Origin of the sequence: Kingella negevensis, assembly GCF_030177895.1 — a bacterium.
GTDB lineage: Bacteria > Pseudomonadota > Gammaproteobacteria > Burkholderiales > Neisseriaceae > Kingella_C > Kingella_C negevensis.
On record NZ_CP123448.1, the window covers coordinates 1,414,853 to 1,429,374 of the forward strand.

At 44.1% G+C, this 14,522-nt stretch carries 14 protein-coding genes and 1 pseudogene; 8 read left to right on the top strand and 7 right to left on the bottom strand.

Annotation, left to right across the window (positions count from 1 at the left end):
- Positions 1-84 precede the first annotated feature (84 nt).
- Both QEO93_RS07780 and QEO93_RS07785 read right to left on the bottom strand, forming a co-directional pair.
- The gene (locus QEO93_RS07780; protein WP_085815707.1) at positions 85-447 is read right to left on the bottom strand and encodes a roadblock/LC7 domain-containing protein; all 363 of its coding nucleotides are present in this window, start codon (positions 445-447) and stop codon (positions 85-87) included.
- 80 nt (positions 448-527) lie between these two features.
- Positions 528-1,055 carry a PAS domain-containing protein gene (locus QEO93_RS07785; RefSeq protein WP_032136422.1) on the bottom strand — a complete coding sequence of 176 codons (528 nt, stop codon included), beginning with the start codon at positions 1,053-1,055 and terminating at the stop codon, positions 528-530.
- Positions 1,056-1,312: 257 nt separating this feature from the next.
- On the opposite strand from QEO93_RS07785, the gene lysS reads away from it, so the two are divergent.
- Both lysS and QEO93_RS07795 read left to right on the top strand, forming a co-directional pair.
- Positions 1,313-2,827: a lysine--tRNA ligase gene (gene lysS / locus QEO93_RS07790; RefSeq protein ID WP_032136423.1), complete on the top strand. Its 1,515-nt coding sequence runs from the start codon at positions 1,313-1,315 to the stop codon at positions 2,825-2,827.
- Positions 2,828-2,870: 43 nt separating this feature from the next.
- Positions 2,871-3,299 carry an ABZJ_00895 family protein gene (locus tag QEO93_RS07795; RefSeq protein WP_032136424.1) on the top strand — a complete coding sequence of 143 codons (429 nt, stop codon included), beginning with the start codon at positions 2,871-2,873 and terminating at the stop codon, positions 3,297-3,299.
- Between the two features lie 369 nt (positions 3,300-3,668).
- Here QEO93_RS07795 and QEO93_RS07800 read toward each other — a convergent pair whose 3' ends face one another.
- Positions 3,669-4,913: a WG repeat-containing protein gene (locus QEO93_RS07800; protein ID WP_032136425.1), complete on the bottom strand. Its 1,245-nt coding sequence runs from the start codon at positions 4,911-4,913 to the stop codon at positions 3,669-3,671.
- A 224-nt stretch (positions 4,914-5,137) separates the two neighbouring features.
- Here QEO93_RS07800 and ispC point away from each other — a divergent pair, with 224 nt between their 5' ends.
- On the top strand, positions 5,138-6,310 hold the full coding sequence (gene ispC / locus QEO93_RS07805; RefSeq protein ID WP_032136426.1) for a 1-deoxy-D-xylulose-5-phosphate reductoisomerase: 1,173 nt from the start codon (positions 5,138-5,140) through the stop codon (positions 6,308-6,310).
- Positions 6,311-6,758: 448 nt separating this feature from the next.
- Here the strand turns inward: ispC and QEO93_RS07810 are convergent, their stop codons facing one another.
- The 3 genes from QEO93_RS07810 to QEO93_RS07815 form a co-directional block, all read right to left on the bottom strand.
- Entirely contained in the window at positions 6,759-6,929 is a 171-nt protein-coding gene (locus QEO93_RS07810) for a hypothetical protein (RefSeq protein ID WP_143445775.1), read from the bottom strand.
- A complete protein-coding gene (locus QEO93_RS11725; protein WP_431606460.1) occupies positions 6,919-6,996 on the bottom strand; it encodes a hypothetical protein in 78 nt (25 codons plus the stop codon). Before QEO93_RS11725 ends, QEO93_RS07810 begins: the two co-directional genes overlap by 11 nt.
- A 71-nt stretch (positions 6,997-7,067) precedes the next feature.
- Positions 7,068-7,247 carry a GRP family sugar transporter gene (locus tag QEO93_RS07815; protein WP_052368625.1) on the bottom strand — a complete coding sequence of 60 codons (180 nt, stop codon included), beginning with the start codon at positions 7,245-7,247 and terminating at the stop codon, positions 7,068-7,070.
- 251 nt (positions 7,248-7,498) lie between these two features.
- On the opposite strand from QEO93_RS07815, the gene rseP reads away from it, so the two are divergent.
- The 5 genes and pseudogenes from rseP to QEO93_RS07840 all read left to right on the top strand — a co-directional run bounded on the left by rseP (position 7,499) and on the right by QEO93_RS07840 (position 13,899).
- Positions 7,499-8,845 carry an RIP metalloprotease RseP gene (rseP, locus tag QEO93_RS07820; RefSeq protein WP_032136434.1) on the top strand — a complete coding sequence of 449 codons (1,347 nt, stop codon included), beginning with the start codon at positions 7,499-7,501 and terminating at the stop codon, positions 8,843-8,845.
- Positions 8,846-8,849: 4 nt separating this feature from the next.
- Entirely contained in the window at positions 8,850-11,378 is a 2,529-nt protein-coding gene (gene bamA, locus QEO93_RS07825) for an outer membrane protein assembly factor BamA (protein WP_085815709.1), read from the top strand.
- Between the two features lie 115 nt (positions 11,379-11,493).
- Entirely contained in the window at positions 11,494-12,012 is a 519-nt protein-coding gene (locus QEO93_RS07830) for an OmpH/Skp family outer membrane protein (RefSeq protein ID WP_032136428.1), read from the top strand.
- A gap of 121 nt (positions 12,013-12,133) precedes the next feature.
- Positions 12,134-13,165, top strand: a complete 1,032-nt coding sequence (lpxD, locus tag QEO93_RS07835; RefSeq protein WP_032136435.1) for a UDP-3-O-(3-hydroxymyristoyl)glucosamine N-acyltransferase — start codon at positions 12,134-12,136, stop codon at positions 13,163-13,165.
- A gap of 63 nt (positions 13,166-13,228) precedes the next feature.
- A pseudogene (locus QEO93_RS07840) lies at positions 13,229-13,899 on the top strand (IS1595 family transposase).
- A gap of 176 nt (positions 13,900-14,075) precedes the next feature.
- Here QEO93_RS07840 and QEO93_RS07845 read toward each other — a convergent pair.
- Entirely contained in the window at positions 14,076-14,516 is a 441-nt protein-coding gene (locus QEO93_RS07845; RefSeq protein ID WP_032136471.1) for a CZB domain-containing protein, read from the bottom strand.
- Positions 14,517-14,522: the final 6 nt, after the last annotated feature.

Sequence of the window (14,522 nt, forward strand, 5' to 3'; positions counted from 1 at the left end):
GAAACCATTTTAACACGGCTTTAGAGTACTTATATCAACATTTATTTTAGAAAAATAAAGATTTAGCGTGATTTTACGTTAGCCTCAAGCAACTTGCCGAATTTGTGCAACAGCCTGACGAACGTGCAGCATAATCATGCCCAACTTCGCTTCTTTTCTAGCTGTAGTAACCAAAACTAAGTCATCTGTTGCTTGTACCAACAAGATAAAACCGTCTTGGCTTTCTACAATCAGTTGCTTCATTTGGCTACTGAGCAATTCTTTTGTAGTACGTTGCCCTAAAGAAAGCATAGCGGCTGACATACCGCCTACACGGTCTGCATCAGCATTACGCGGCAAAATACTGCACAATGGAATCCCATCAACAGCAATCAGGGTTGAAGCAATAACATCGGTAGAATTATGGTGCAATTCTTCTAAGATAGGTTGAAACGTAGATGCGTTCATAATAATGAGCCTTGTAAGGATTCAATAAATTGATTTAGGCTGAATTTAGACTCAACCTTTTAATAGAAATAAAAGAACAATCAATCACTTTCAGCACATTCGGCTTTTAGTAATTGAGCGTACAGTTCTGTACATTCTTTGATTTTTTCTAAACTTGGTTTGCGGCGAACTGAAGTGTAGCCTTCCACAACACCGTTTCTTATATTTGGAATAGCTGTTGCATAAACCCAGTAATATCCTCCATCTTTACGCAAATTTTTCACATAACCATGCCATTTTTCGCCGCGTTGCAGCGTTTCCCATAAATCTTTGAACGCCACTTTAGGCATATCAGGATGGCGCAGAATGCTGTGAGGCGCACCAATCAATTCATCACGCGACCAGCCACTCATCGTAACAAATGCTTCATTAGCATGCGTAATCACCCCATTAATATCCGTACGCGACGTAATCAAAGAACCATCAGGAAACGACGTTTCTTCCTGAGTGACATAAACGGGATACGACTCACCTGTGTAAGTGGTCATCATATGTTCTTCATAAGGAACATTAGGAATAGGGAAATTAATTTGTACAGATTCCCCGTTATAGATACGTTCTGGTTTCATGATAAAAATTTCCTAAAGGACTGTTAAAAAATATAAATTACTATTAGAGTTTATTATCTAATATATAAAACAAATTAAATTGATATACAAGTCGAATCCAGATTTGTTTGATTTACATCAAAATTAATGCCATTTTTTGTAAATTGCGTAACAAAATAAGCAATTTCGCAAATAACTAAATCCGCGTAAAATAACGCGTTATTTTCACTTTTCAGGCAGCCTGAAAATTCAAACCCCTTTTCATTATTGAGACAACTATGACAGACCAAACTCAAAACCCAGCAGTAGAAGAACAATTAGACGAAAACCAAATCATCGCCATTCGCCGCGACAAATTAAACGCCATTCGCGCCAAACGCATCGCCTATCCAAACGATTTTAAACGCGATAGTTTCGCCCAAGATTTGCACAACAAATACGATTTACAAAGCAAAGAAGAATTAGACCCACAAGAAATCCCCGTGAAAATTGCAGGGCGCATGATGCTCAAACGCCAAATGGGTAAAGCCAGCTTTGCCACCATTCAAGACGTGAGCGGACAAATCCAGCTTTACTTAAACAACAAAGGCGTGAGCCAAGAAGTGTTGGACGACTTCAACCATTGGGACATGGGCGACATCATCGGCGCAGTTGGCACATTATTCAAAACCAACCACGGCGAACTCACCGTACGCGTGTCAGAAATCCGCCTATTGAGCAAATCATTGCGCCCATTGCCAGACAAACACAAAGGCTTAGCAGACCAAGAAACCAAATACCGCCAACGCTACGTTGATTTAATTGCCAACCACGACAGCCGCAACACCTTCATCAAACGCAGCCAAATCGTGCAAACCATTCGCAATTTCATGGTAAACGAACAATATTTGGAAGTAGAAACCCCAATGATGCACCCAATCCCAGGCGGTGCGACAGCCAAACCCTTCGTTACCTACCACAACGCATTAGATATGCCGCTTTACTTGCGTATCGCACCAGAATTGTATTTAAAACGCTTGGTAGTGGGCGGTTTAGAGCGCGTGTTTGAAATCAACCGCAACTTCCGCAACGAAGGCATGTCTGTTCGCCACAATCCAGAATTTACCATGATGGAATTTTACGAAGCGTTCAGCGATTACGAACGCATGATGCAAATGACCGAAGGCGTGATTCGTGCCGCATCACATGCCGTAAACGGCACAGCCAAAATCACTTACAACGGCAAAGAAGTGGACTTGGAAAGCCCATTTGAACGCCTAACCATTTTGCAAGCCATCAAAAAATTCAATCCGCAATACACAGATGAACAACTGAATGACGCGGAATGGTTGAAAAAAGAAATCGTGAAACACGGCGAAGATTTGCCACACGCAAGCGGTTTAGGTTCATTGCAGTTGGCATTGTTTGAAGGTTGCGCCGAAAGCAAATTGTGGAATCCAACATTCATCGTGGATTACCCAGTGGAAGTATCGCCATTGGCACGCGCTTCAGACACCAAACAAGGTTTGACTGAACGCTTTGAATTGTTTGTGGTTGGACGCGAATTAGCAAACGGCTATTCAGAGTTGAACGACCCTGAAGACCAAGCCGCACGTTTCAAAGCGCAAGTGGCGCAGTTGGACGCTGGCGATGATGAAGCCATGCACTTTGACGCGGACTACATTCGCGCGATGGAATTTGGTTTGCCGCCAACAGGCGGCTGCGGTATCGGTATCGACCGCTTGGTGATGCTGCTGACAGACGCGCAAACCATTCGTGATGTGATTTTGTTCCCACAAATGCGACCAGAGTGATTTTGAATTTTTCAGGCAGCCTGAAAATAATTTGGAAAACATCATGCAGCATTTAAAACCTTATTTAAATCATTTTTCGTCGGTTTATGCGTCTTGTTGTATGGCTGGTATGCTGTTGCAACAAGTATTTCATATCAAAGAGGCGCTTGGTGCGTTAATGTTTTCTGCCGTTTCATTTACTGCATTACATTTTGTTAAAAAAGAACATCACGCGCCCACGAAAGAAGAACAATATTATTTGGCAAAACGCTGCACGATGAGTGCATTGCTAGGCATTTTGTTGTTGGCAGTAGTATTTGCTGTGTTGTATGTATTTTTTCATGGCATGAATAACGCTTTGCAATGGGCAAAAGTGATTGCGAAATTATGGTGGCTGACGGGTTTACTGGTGCTTGTGTATGCGCTGACGCATTTTGGCGCGGCAATTTTTGCGTTTGGTTACTTGGCAAAAACGGAAGCGAAGAAATACTAAAATGATTACCCAAATTCAAAAGCAGCCTGAAAATATTTGTCAGGCTGCCTTACTTTGAAGGGAATATATGCAAAATATAGTGAATCAAATTTAGATTAGTACAGCGTTGCCAACTCCCTTATGTACTAGATGTACACGGCGGTCGTTGTCGCCTTGTCCTAATCTAAATTTAATCCACTATAATAAACAATACAATCTTCATAACATTCAAGTTGCCCCAAACGCCAAAGAATTAAAACTTCAATCTTTGCAAGTATTGCGCCAAGCATTTGAAGCAAGCAAACAAGCTGGCACAGTTAAAAAAGTGATTGTTGAAATTTAAAAACAAAAATACAGCCTGAAAACCACTTTTCAGGCTGCATTCTTAACTTATTTCTTCTTCCCACGCGCTTTCTTCACCACCGCGCTTTTCGCCACATCATCACACGTCCCGTTCACCGTATCCCCAGCAGCCAAATCCGCAAACGCCACTTGATTACGTTCCGCATTCCAATCCCTAACGCGCATATTCTTATCCTGAACAGCAGGTGCATCAAGTTTCACATGCGCACAGGCTTTCGCAAACTTCGCAGGACGCGACTGAATCACTTCCCCTTTCATGTTCACATAATCCACCGTTTGATTGGCATGGCGATACAAACGCACATACGGTTCACCGTCTTCCGATTCATCGCCCGTATCATAAGCAGGCTCAACCAAAGTCTTGCCATTCAAATCCAACAAGCCCACCAAATGATTACGCACCGCATAAATCACAGGTGCATAATCCGAAACGCTCAAATCGTCAAACTTCCCAGCAGGCACAACTTCGCGCCCCGTTTTCGCGTCCACCACAGCCACCCAGCTCGTGTCATCATTAGCCAAGCGCACCAAACCGTGCGTAGAAAGCGAAATATCTTTAAACGCATACGGCACTTTCCACAATTTCGCGCCCGTTTTATCAATCGCCCAACGGTCGCCCTTATCATCTGCCACCCACGAAGTGCCTTCAGCAAACTTGCCCAACTCTTTAAATTGGGGCGCAATCACTTCCTTGCCCTGCTCGTCCACAAAACCCATGCGCAAATCTTTATTGTCTTCGCCATATTTGGTTACAGGGTCAGAAGAAACCACCGCCAAGCCATCATCAAAACCTGAAAACACCGTATATTTAAACGGCGTGAGCTGCTTGCCTTTCAAATCAAACAACGCCCTTTTGATTTCTCCGTCTTCGTGTTTGACTGCCACAATATTGTTTGCCGACAAATCTACACCCAACACATTTTCATCAAAATCCATAATCGTGTTGCCTTTTATGTCTATGACAATGTTGTGCAATTTATCATCTACTCTTGTGTTTGCCACAAATAAAGATGGTTGCGTTTCATATCGCGTAATAAACACATATTGCGCTGGAACCACAATTTCGCCCTTGCCATTCATCAGCCCAACATTATGCGTAGATTCCGATTTCGTATCCATAAAACGCAAAACGTCTTCGCCACAATTTTCAAAAATAGAATACTGTTTCGCCACTTTCGGCAACGGTTTGCATTCCGCCGCATTGTCTGCGTGAGCCATAGAAAAGCAGCCCACCAAAGCCGCCGCCAAAATAGAAGAAGTCCATTTTTTCATCGTTTCGTTTCCTGTTGGTTTACATAAAAAAACACAAATAAATCATAACAGAAAAACTTTTCAGGCTGCGATAAAAATACGCGTGTTGCAAGGCTGTTTTTCAAGCCACATGCAGCCTGAAAGTTTCATAAAGTTTTCAGGCTGCCATAATTCCCACATTCAAAACGCAGCCTGAAAAACCAAAGCGCGTATAATTCCCCCTTATTTTTTCACAGAACACAATCATGCAAACATTAACCATTTTAGGCAGCACAGGCAGCATTGGCGTATCCACATTAGACGTAATCTCGCGCCACCCCGACAAATTTCAAATTTTCGCCTTGGCAGGGCATTCGCAAGTGGAAAAACTCGCCGAACAATGCCGCCAGTTCTCCCCGAAATACGCCGTGGTTGCTGATGAAACCCGCGCCAAGAAATTGCGCCAACAATTAGGCAGCCTGCACACCGAAGTGCTATTTGGCAAACAAGCCCTAATTGACATCGCCACCGCCCCCGAAGTAACAGGCGTGATGTGCGCGATTGTCGGTGCGGCTGGTTTACCGTCTGCACTCGCCGCCGCGAAACACGGCAAAACGATTTATTTGGCGAACAAAGAAACGCTAGTCGTTTCAGGCAGCCTATTTATGGAAACGGCGAAAAAGCACGGCGCAAAAGTCTTGCCGATTGACAGCGAACACAACGCCATTTTCCAAGTGTTGCCACGCGATTACGCAGGCAATATGGACGCGCATGGCGTAACGTCTATTGTTTTGACTGCTTCGGGCGGTTCGTTTTTAAACACGCCGATTGCCGAATTACCGCACATCACACCAGCACAAGCCGTCAAGCACCCAAATTGGTCAATGGGACAGAAAATTTCGGTGGATTCTTCTACCATGATGAACAAAGGCTTGGAGCTGATTGAAGCGCATTGGTTGTTCAACTGTCCGCCTGATAAATTGGAAGTCGTAATCCACCCGCAATCCATTATTCACAGCATGGTGCGGTACACAGACGGCAGCGTGTTGGCGCAACTGGGCAATCCTGATATGCGTACGCCGATTGCGTATTGTTTGGGGCTGCCTGAACGGATTGAGTCGGGCGTGGGCGCGTTGGATTTTGGCAAGCTGTCGGGGCTGACGTTCCAAGAGCCTGATTTTGCGCGTTATCCATGTTTGAAATTGGCTTACGATGCGATGTTTGTTGGCGGTTCTGCGCCGTGCGTGTTGAATGCAGCCAATGAAGTGGCAGTGGCGGCGTTTTTGCGTGGGCAAATTAGGTTTACCGATATTGCGAAAGTGGTGGGGGCGTGTTTGGAGAAACATGTTTCAGGCAGCCTGAAAAGTATTGAGGAATTGTTGGGGTTGGACGAGCAAACGCGGAGTTTGGCGGAAGATGTGGTTAGAAATATGAGATGATAAAAAAGCAACCTGAAAAATATTTTTCAGGCTGCTTTTTGATTAAAATTCAACGTGATATTTAATTCTGATATTTTTACTAAATTCGCTAATTCTTTCAAAATTAGGGTTAAAGGACAAAATGGTTGGTAAAAATCGCTGAAAGCCTTATGCTTAAAGGCTTTCAGATAGGTCAAATGCTTTGAACACAAAAAATGCCCTTTTGACCGCTCAAATTCCGTTCAAAAATACGGAACGCGTAACCATAAACAAGCTATTTTTGCACCCAATGTAAGAAGCGTTTTAACGGTGGAATACGCTTAAATAACGATGAACTTTGGCAACAATATCGCGATGAACATCGCACCATTGAACAACTGGCTAAATAGTACCCATGCAGCACCAAAACCATTCAACGCCACTTAAAAATGAGCAACGAAACAAAATCACTTTTCGCACCCGAAAAAGGTTAATGTGATTTTGGATACGACATCAACGCTTGTTTGCGGTTGGCTTTTGAAGATTCGTCTGGCACAACGTTTTCAGGCTGCGCTGATGTGAAATACACGCCTGCCAAAATCAGCAGTAATGCGGCAATGCCCAAACCCATGGCTTTTGGGTTGTTCCATTCACCCAGCACCAACGCGCCAAATTAGGGTGGTGGTAACCAGCTGCATACCTGTGGACATGGGCATGGTGTATGCCACACCGATTTTTTTGATACTTTGTAATTGTCTGATTTGTCCAATCGTCCAGAAACGCCTGTTGCCAAACTAACCTACAGCGTGGTCACACTCCAGTCTGCGCCGCCGAAAAGCAGGGTTTTCACAACGGCGAAAATCAGTGCGCCAACGGTAATCCCCAAAATTTGGTGATATGCTGTACCACCGACATACGTTGTTACCAAAATCATCGAACCCCACACAATCGCTGGGAGTAAGACAATCAAAATATCCATGTTTAACTTTTTCGGATAAGTGGAAGAAAAATTTATTCTAGCACGGTTTTTGTTGCTTTATTACAATCTTTGTCGCAAAAAAGGCTTTCAGGCTGCATTTTGATGATTTTGCAGCCTGAAAACTGAAATTTTGTAACAAATGAATTCATTTGAAATTTCGTAAAGATTGCAGCCTGAAAATATACAAACCGCAGCAAAGCTGTTATTCTTACTCACTTTTTTATTTCTACACACAAACATTTATGGCTTTTTTGCAAACTATCGCAGCCTTTTTGGTTGCTATTTTATTATTAGTGAGCTTACACGAATTGGGGCATTTAATTGTTGCCCGATTGTGCGGCATTAAAGTGCTGCGCTTTTCCGTGGGCTTTGGCACGCCGTTTTATACCAAACGCTGGCGCAATATTGACTGGTGTCTTGCGCCGTTTCCTTTGGGCGGTTATGTGAAAATGGTGGACACGCGAGAGGGGGAAGTGGCGGAAGAAGATTTGCCATTCGCTTTTGACAAGCAACACCCATTGAAACGCATTGCCGTAGTGGTGGCAGGACCTTTAACCAATTTGATTTTGGCGGTGCTGCTGTATTGGTTTAGCTTTGGCGTGGGTGGTGTTACTGAAATTCGCCCGATTGTTGGCACGGTGCAAACGCCGTCTATTGCTGCCAGCGCAGGTTTCCAAGAGGGTGACAAAATCCTGAACGTGAATGGCAAAGCGGTGCAAACCTTTGCTGATGCGCAAACGGCAATGGTGCTGGATTTAGAAGCGGGCAAAATAGCGGTGCAAGTGCAAACCGCGCAAGGTCAAACCGTTGTCCGCAGCATCAATGCAACGGGGACGCCTGAAGCAGAAGCGGTTGCCAAACGCCAAGCGGGTTTGGGCATTATGCCGTTTAAGATTGGCGACACGATTGGTTTTGTGCAGCCTGAAGGAGCTGCTGCAAAAGCAGGTTTGCAAAAGGGAGACCGCATTATTCAAGTGGATAATGTCGCCACGCAAAAATGGGCGCAGTGGAGCAAAATTGTTCGCGAAAATGCAGGTCGCAGCCTGAAAATTACTTATGTGCGCGGCGGCGAAACGCGTCAAACCACGTTAATGCCTGATTCGTATGAATTGCCTGATAAGAGCCAAATTATTGGTCGCGTGGGCGTGGGTGCAAGCATTGATGAAGCGTGGGAAAAACACGTGAGCTATCATTTTTATCCGTCTGCCATGCAGTCTTTGCAAATGGGCTGGGATAAAATGGTAAACTACTCGGCTTTGACGCTGTCGTTCTTTGGCAAGCTGATTATGGGCAAAGCATCTTTGAGCCACATTTCGGGTCCGATTACGATTGCGGAAGTGGCAGGGCAAACGGTGCAAATTGGTTGGCAACCTTATATTGAATTTTTGGCTTTGGTGAGTATTAGCTTAGGCGTGATGAACTTGCTGCCGATTCCTGTGTTGGACGGTGGGCATTTCGTTTACTATACTGCTGAGCTTTTGCGTGGCAAGCCGTTGAGCAAAACCATTCAGGATATTGGTTTGCGTTTGGGCGTGGCGGCAATGCTCACGATGATGATTTTGGCATTTTTTAACGATATAACTCGTTTACTTGGATAACACAATGAAATTAAATAAGATTACTGCAACTTTATTTGCGCTCGGCATGGTATTGCCCGCTTTTGCGGAAAACTTTACCGTGAACGAATTTCGCGTGGAAGGGGAACAACATACGTCTGAAGCGACGGTACGTTCATTGCTGCCTTTGAAAGTGGGCGATACGTTTACCGATGAAAAAGGCGAAGAGTTGATTCAACGTTTGTACGCAACGGGTTTCTATGAAAACGTGTTGCTGGAACAAAACGGCAATATGTTGATTATTACCGTGAAAGAACGCCCTATCATCAGCGAATTAACGGTTAAAGGCGCGAAAGTGTTGCCAAACGATGCGATTGTGAAGCAGATGGCGACGGTGAAAGCATCTAACGCAAGCAACGACGCTGATTTGGTTGCCAGCAAAAAAGGCGAGCAATCTTATGATGAAAAACTGCAAGAATACGAAACACAAGCAGCTTACAACACGGCACAAGCATTGGCATCTTCAGGCTTAGGCAAAGGCGATTTCTTCAGCCAAGAGGCACTGGTTCGCGCTTTGCGTGCTTTGGACGGTGCTTATAAAGAACAAGGCAAAAACAACGCAAAAATCACGCCTAAAGTGCAAGAATTGTCGCACAACCGCGTGGCGGTTACCGTGAACGTGGAAGAAGGCGAAACCACGCGCATGAATGCCTTGAATTTTGAAGGCAATGAAGCGTTTTCTGACTACCGCTTGAGCCGCATCGTAGGCTTAACCGACGGCACTATTTTCTCGTGGGCAACCAAAAGCAATGTCTTCTCTTGGGAAAAATTCAGTCGCGATAAAGCACGTCTAGAAGCGTTCTATCACGAACACGGTTATTTTGACTTTCAAGTGGACTACAACGATGTAGAACGTCAATTTAATGAAGACAAAACCAAAGAAAGTGTAACCATTAAATTGCACGAAGGTAAAAAATTCTATTGGGGCAATATCCGTATCGTAGGCGATACGAAAGACGTGCCACGTGAAACTTTAGAAAAACACCTGAAAAAACTCAAAGCAGGTCGCTTGAGTAATATGGATTCGCTTCAGGCTGCCATGGCTCTGATTCATCAAGATTTGCAATCTGCAGGTTATGCGAATGCAAAAGTAACCAGCGAGACTGTTCGTCGTGAAGAAAATGGCAAAAATATCGCCGACATTTCGATTGTGGTTGCTCCAGGTAATCGCGTTGCCGTACGCAGCATTAAAATCAGTGGCAACAATAAAACACGCGATGAAGTGATTCGCCGCGAAATGCGTCAAATGGAAGGTGCTACTTACGACCAATCAAAATTGGCACGCTCTTCAGAACGTTTGCGTCAATTAGGTTATTTTGATGACGTGAAAATCTTAACCAATCCCGTTCCAGAAGATGACCAACAAACTGATTTAACGGTGCAAGTTCAAGAACGTTCAACAGGTAGCATTAACGCTTCTGCAGGCTGGTCGCAAGATGATGGTTTGGTACTTGCAGGCAGCGTGGCACAAGATAACTTGTTTGGTACAGGTAAATCTACTGCATTAAGCGTTTCACGCAGTAAAGTAACCCAAGCCGTGAACTTATCGTTTACCGAGCCTTATTTCACACCTGATGGCGTGAGCATGTCATACAACATTTTTGGTTCGCGCTACGACCCATCAAAATCAGACAGCAATACACGTAACTATCGTATGGACAGATACGGCGTTTCTGCCAACATGGGCGTACCAATTACCGAATACGACCGCGTGAACTTGGGTTTAGGCGTTGAACACATGGGCGTAACCCTGTTCAACAGACCGCCTTATCGTTACCAACGTTTCGTTGATGAAAACGGCAAAAACAACTGGTTATACAAAGGCACATTGAGCTGGTTCCGCAACACAACCGATGACGGTTTCTGGCCAACGCGTGGTTACAGCACCAACGTAACAGGCGAAATCGGTTTACCAGGTAGCGGCTTCCAATACTATCGCTTGGGGCACCAACAAACTTGGTATTTCCCATTAACCAAACACTTCACTTTGATGTTGAATGGACAAATTGGTTATAGCGGCGCGTATGGCAAAACCAAAGAAGTACCATTTATGTATACACAATCAGGCGGTGGTTTAGGTTCTGTTCGTGGTTACGAAAGCGGCTCGTTGGGTCCAAAAGTATACGACATCGACCCTAACAATGGTTCTTACAATACAGAATCATACGGCGGTAAATACTCAGCCAATGCCAACGCAGAATTGCTGTTCCCATTCCCAGGCATTAAAGATAGCCGCACCGTTCGTTTGAGCTTGTTTGCAGATGCAGGCAGCGTGTGGGATGGCAAAACCTATAACCCAAACCGCTATAACGCAGCCAACCCAAATGGCTCAAACGGCTACTACAGCAGCAACCATAAATCATCGTTTAGAAACGAATTACGTTACTCAGTAGGTGCAGCACTCACTTGGATTTCACCAGTAGGTCCAATCAAATTAAGCTACGCTTACCCACTGAAAAAGAAAAGCTCAGACCAAGTTCAACGCTTCCAATTCCAGTTAGGTACCGTATTCTAAGCAACACAAAAAACGCAGCCTGAAAACCCTTTTCAGGCTGCGTTTTTTATGAAAAATTTGCGATAACGCCCTTTCTGGCGTATGCTGCGAACCTTATTCATTAACGCTAGGAACTATGAATATCATGAAAAACACCACTCGCACATTATGCACGATTGCATTACTTTCAGGCAGCCTGAATGCCATTGCCAGCAACGACGTGCAAAAATTCGGTTACGTAAATCCAGAACGCGTTTACACCGAAACCAAAGCTGCCAAGCGCATTGAAACCACATTACAAAAAGAATTTGGCGAACAACAACAAAAATTAGTTGCCCTACAAAAATCAGGCATAAAATTGCAAGAGCAACTGTCATCAAACAAACTAGGCGGCAGCCAACGCAAACACGCCGAAGAACAACTCCGAGAAAACGTACAACAATATCGCATTGCCGCTGCGCACTTAGCAGAAGAATACAACTTGCGCCGCAACGAAGAATTTGCCGCCTTGCAAAACAATGCCAACAACGTGATTAAAAACATTGCCGAAAAAGAAAAATACGATTTAATCGTGCAAGAAGCCGTGTTTGTTGTTCGCAAATACGACATTACCGACCGTGTTATCAAAGCATTAGACGAAGCAGAACCTAGATAAATCTCAACACAATATGCAGCCTGAAAAATCATTCAAAACCATTTTTCAGGCTGCATTTATATCTAAAACACAGCCTGAAAATCTTTCAGGCTGCGTTCAAAAAGTATTCAAAGGAAAACCCATGTTTACCCTATCCCAAATTATTGAAAAACTCGGCGGCGAATTCCGCGGCGACAATATTTCAGTTCATGCCATCGCCCCAGCTTCACGCGCCCAAGCCAACGAAATTACATTTTTAGCCAATCCAAAATACAAACACGAAGTAGAAAACAGCACTGCAGGTGCAGTCATCGTTTCACAAAAGGCAGCAGATTTCTTCCCAAATCGCAATGTGGTTGTCGTGCCAGACCCGTATTTATATTTCGCCAAAGTGGCACGATTATTTCACCCGATTGTTGCACCAAAAGCAGGCGTTCACCCCACTGCCGTGATTGAACCCACCGCCATTGTGCCAGCAAGCTGCGAAATCGGCGCGAATGTTTACATCGGCGCGAACACCGTGCTGGGCGAACGTTGCCGCATATTGGCAAACGCCGTGATTGAACACGATTGCACACTGGGCAACGACTGCTTTATTCACCCAAACGTAACCGTGTATTTCGGCTGCACGATTGGGCATCGCGTGGAATTGCATTCAGGCTGCGTGATTGGCGCGGACGGTTTCGGATTGGCATTTTCAGGCAGCGATTGGTTCAAAATTCCGCAAACAGGCGGCGTCACTTTGGGTGATGACGTGGAAATCGGCTCAAATACCAATATCGACCGTGGCGCGATGTCCGACACCGTGGTTGGGCGTGGCACAAAAATCGACAACCAAGTGCAAATCGCGCACAACTGCAAAGTGGGCGAACACACCGTTATCGCGGCGCAAACAGGCATTTCAGGCAGCACGACCATCGGCAGTTATTGCGTGATTGGCGGCGGTGTTGGCACGGTTGGGCATATCGAAATCGCCGACAAAACGAACATTGGCGGCGGCACAAATATTACCCATAGTATCAAGGAAAGTGGTCAGCATTTCGCGTCTATTTTCCCAATGCAAACGTATAAAGAATGGGTGCGAAACGGCGTTCACATCAATCATTTGAATGAAATGCACAAGCGTATTAAAGCGTTGGAAGCGAAATTGGCGGAACAGGAATTGAATAAATGAAAGAAAAGTTAAGGGGCTGTCCTAGATAAGTAGGGAAATTCAAATTAAGTTAGAATTATCCCTATGAAAAAAAGTCGTCTAAGTCAGTACAAACAAAACAAACTCATTGAGCTATTTGTCGCAGGTGTAACTGCAAGAACAGCAGCAGAGTTAGTAGGTGTTAATAAAAATACCGCAGCCTATTATTTTCATCGTTTACGATTACTTATTTATCAAAACAGTCCACATTTGGAAATGTTTGATGGCGAAGTAGAAGCTGATGAAAGTTATTTTGGCAGACAACGTAAAGGCAAGCACGGTCGTGGTTCAGCTGGCAAAGTCGCTGTATTCGGGCTTTTGAAGCGAAATGGCAAGATTTATACGGTTACTGTACCGAATACCCAAACCGCTACTTTATTGCCTATTATCCGCGAACAAGTGAAACCTGACAGCATTGTTTATACGGATTGTTATCGCAGCTATGATGTATTAGATGTGAGCGACAAAGCCATTTTAACTTCGCTGAAACTTCGTTTTCGTATCAATCACAGCACACATTTTGCTGAACGACAAAATCATATTAACGGAATTGAGAACTTTTGGAACCAAGCAAAACGTCATTTACGCAAGTTTAACGGCATTCCCAAAGAGCATTTTGAGCTGTATTTAAAGGCGTGCGAATGGCGTTTTAACAACAGTGAGATAAAAGTTCTTGTTCTATTTTAAAACAGTTAGTAAAATCGAGTTTATCCTAGTTATCTAGGACAGCCCCAAAATAAAAATGAAACAAGGCGACAACGCCTACCGTGTACGAATAGTACATAATGGCGTTGGCAACGCAGTATCATTGCAATTTTAATCAACTATATACCAAGTAAAAAGCTGCCTAATATTATTCAGGCAGCTTTATCCAAGTATTCACGTACGCAGCTTAATTTGTTTGGACTTTATCCAACAAACTAACTAATGCCACTTTAACTTCTTTTGACAAATCAATTAACTCATAGCGCAGCGCACTAATCGCTTCCATTAAATAGCCTTTTCGATGATTTTGCAAAATGTCGCCAGCACATTGATGAAAACGCGCATGAGCATTTTTAACTACTTCGTATTCTGGATATTTATCCAAACACAAACCATCGCTATACAACCACTTGCCCAATTTACACAAATGGTCTACTCCCACAACGGCTGGGTCGTATTCTTCGGGGTTTTTACCACGCAACGTACTTTCCAATCTCTCAATCCAAGCCTCGTGCGCTTCAATCGCTTCCAATAAATGCAAACCATGCAAATCCTGTTGAGCCGTTGTTAAATTTAGTGGAACATCTTTGCCCGCATTATATTGCTCAATCCATAATTTCAAATCCATCGTATT

Excerpts from the sequence above, each read along its gene's own strand:
- QEO93_RS07780 (WP_085815707.1), bottom strand. The coding sequence starts at position 447 with ATGAACGCATCTACGTTTCAACCTATCTTAGAAGAATTGCACCATAAT.
- QEO93_RS07785 (WP_032136422.1), bottom strand. The coding sequence starts at position 1,055 with ATGAAACCAGAACGTATCTATAACGGGGAATCTGTACAAATTAATTTC.
- lysS (WP_032136423.1), top strand. The coding sequence starts at position 1,313 with ATGACAGACCAAACTCAAAACCCAGCAGTAGAAGAACAATTAGACGAA.
- QEO93_RS07795 (WP_032136424.1), top strand. The coding sequence starts at position 2,871 with ATGCAGCATTTAAAACCTTATTTAAATCATTTTTCGTCGGTTTATGCG.
- QEO93_RS07800 (WP_032136425.1), bottom strand. The coding sequence starts at position 4,913 with ATGAAAAAATGGACTTCTTCTATTTTGGCGGCGGCTTTGGTGGGCTGC.
- ispC (WP_032136426.1), top strand. The coding sequence starts at position 5,138 with ATGCAAACATTAACCATTTTAGGCAGCACAGGCAGCATTGGCGTATCC.
- QEO93_RS07815 (WP_052368625.1), bottom strand. The coding sequence starts at position 7,247 with ATGGATATTTTGATTGTCTTACTCCCAGCGATTGTGTGGGGTTCGATG.
- bamA (WP_085815709.1), top strand. The coding sequence starts at position 8,850 with ATGAAATTAAATAAGATTACTGCAACTTTATTTGCGCTCGGCATGGTA.
- QEO93_RS07830 (WP_032136428.1), top strand. The coding sequence starts at position 11,494 with ATGAATATCATGAAAAACACCACTCGCACATTATGCACGATTGCATTA.
- lpxD (WP_032136435.1), top strand. The coding sequence starts at position 12,134 with ATGTTTACCCTATCCCAAATTATTGAAAAACTCGGCGGCGAATTCCGC.
- QEO93_RS07845 (WP_032136471.1), bottom strand. The coding sequence starts at position 14,516 with ATGGATTTGAAATTATGGATTGAGCAATATAATGCGGGCAAAGATGTT.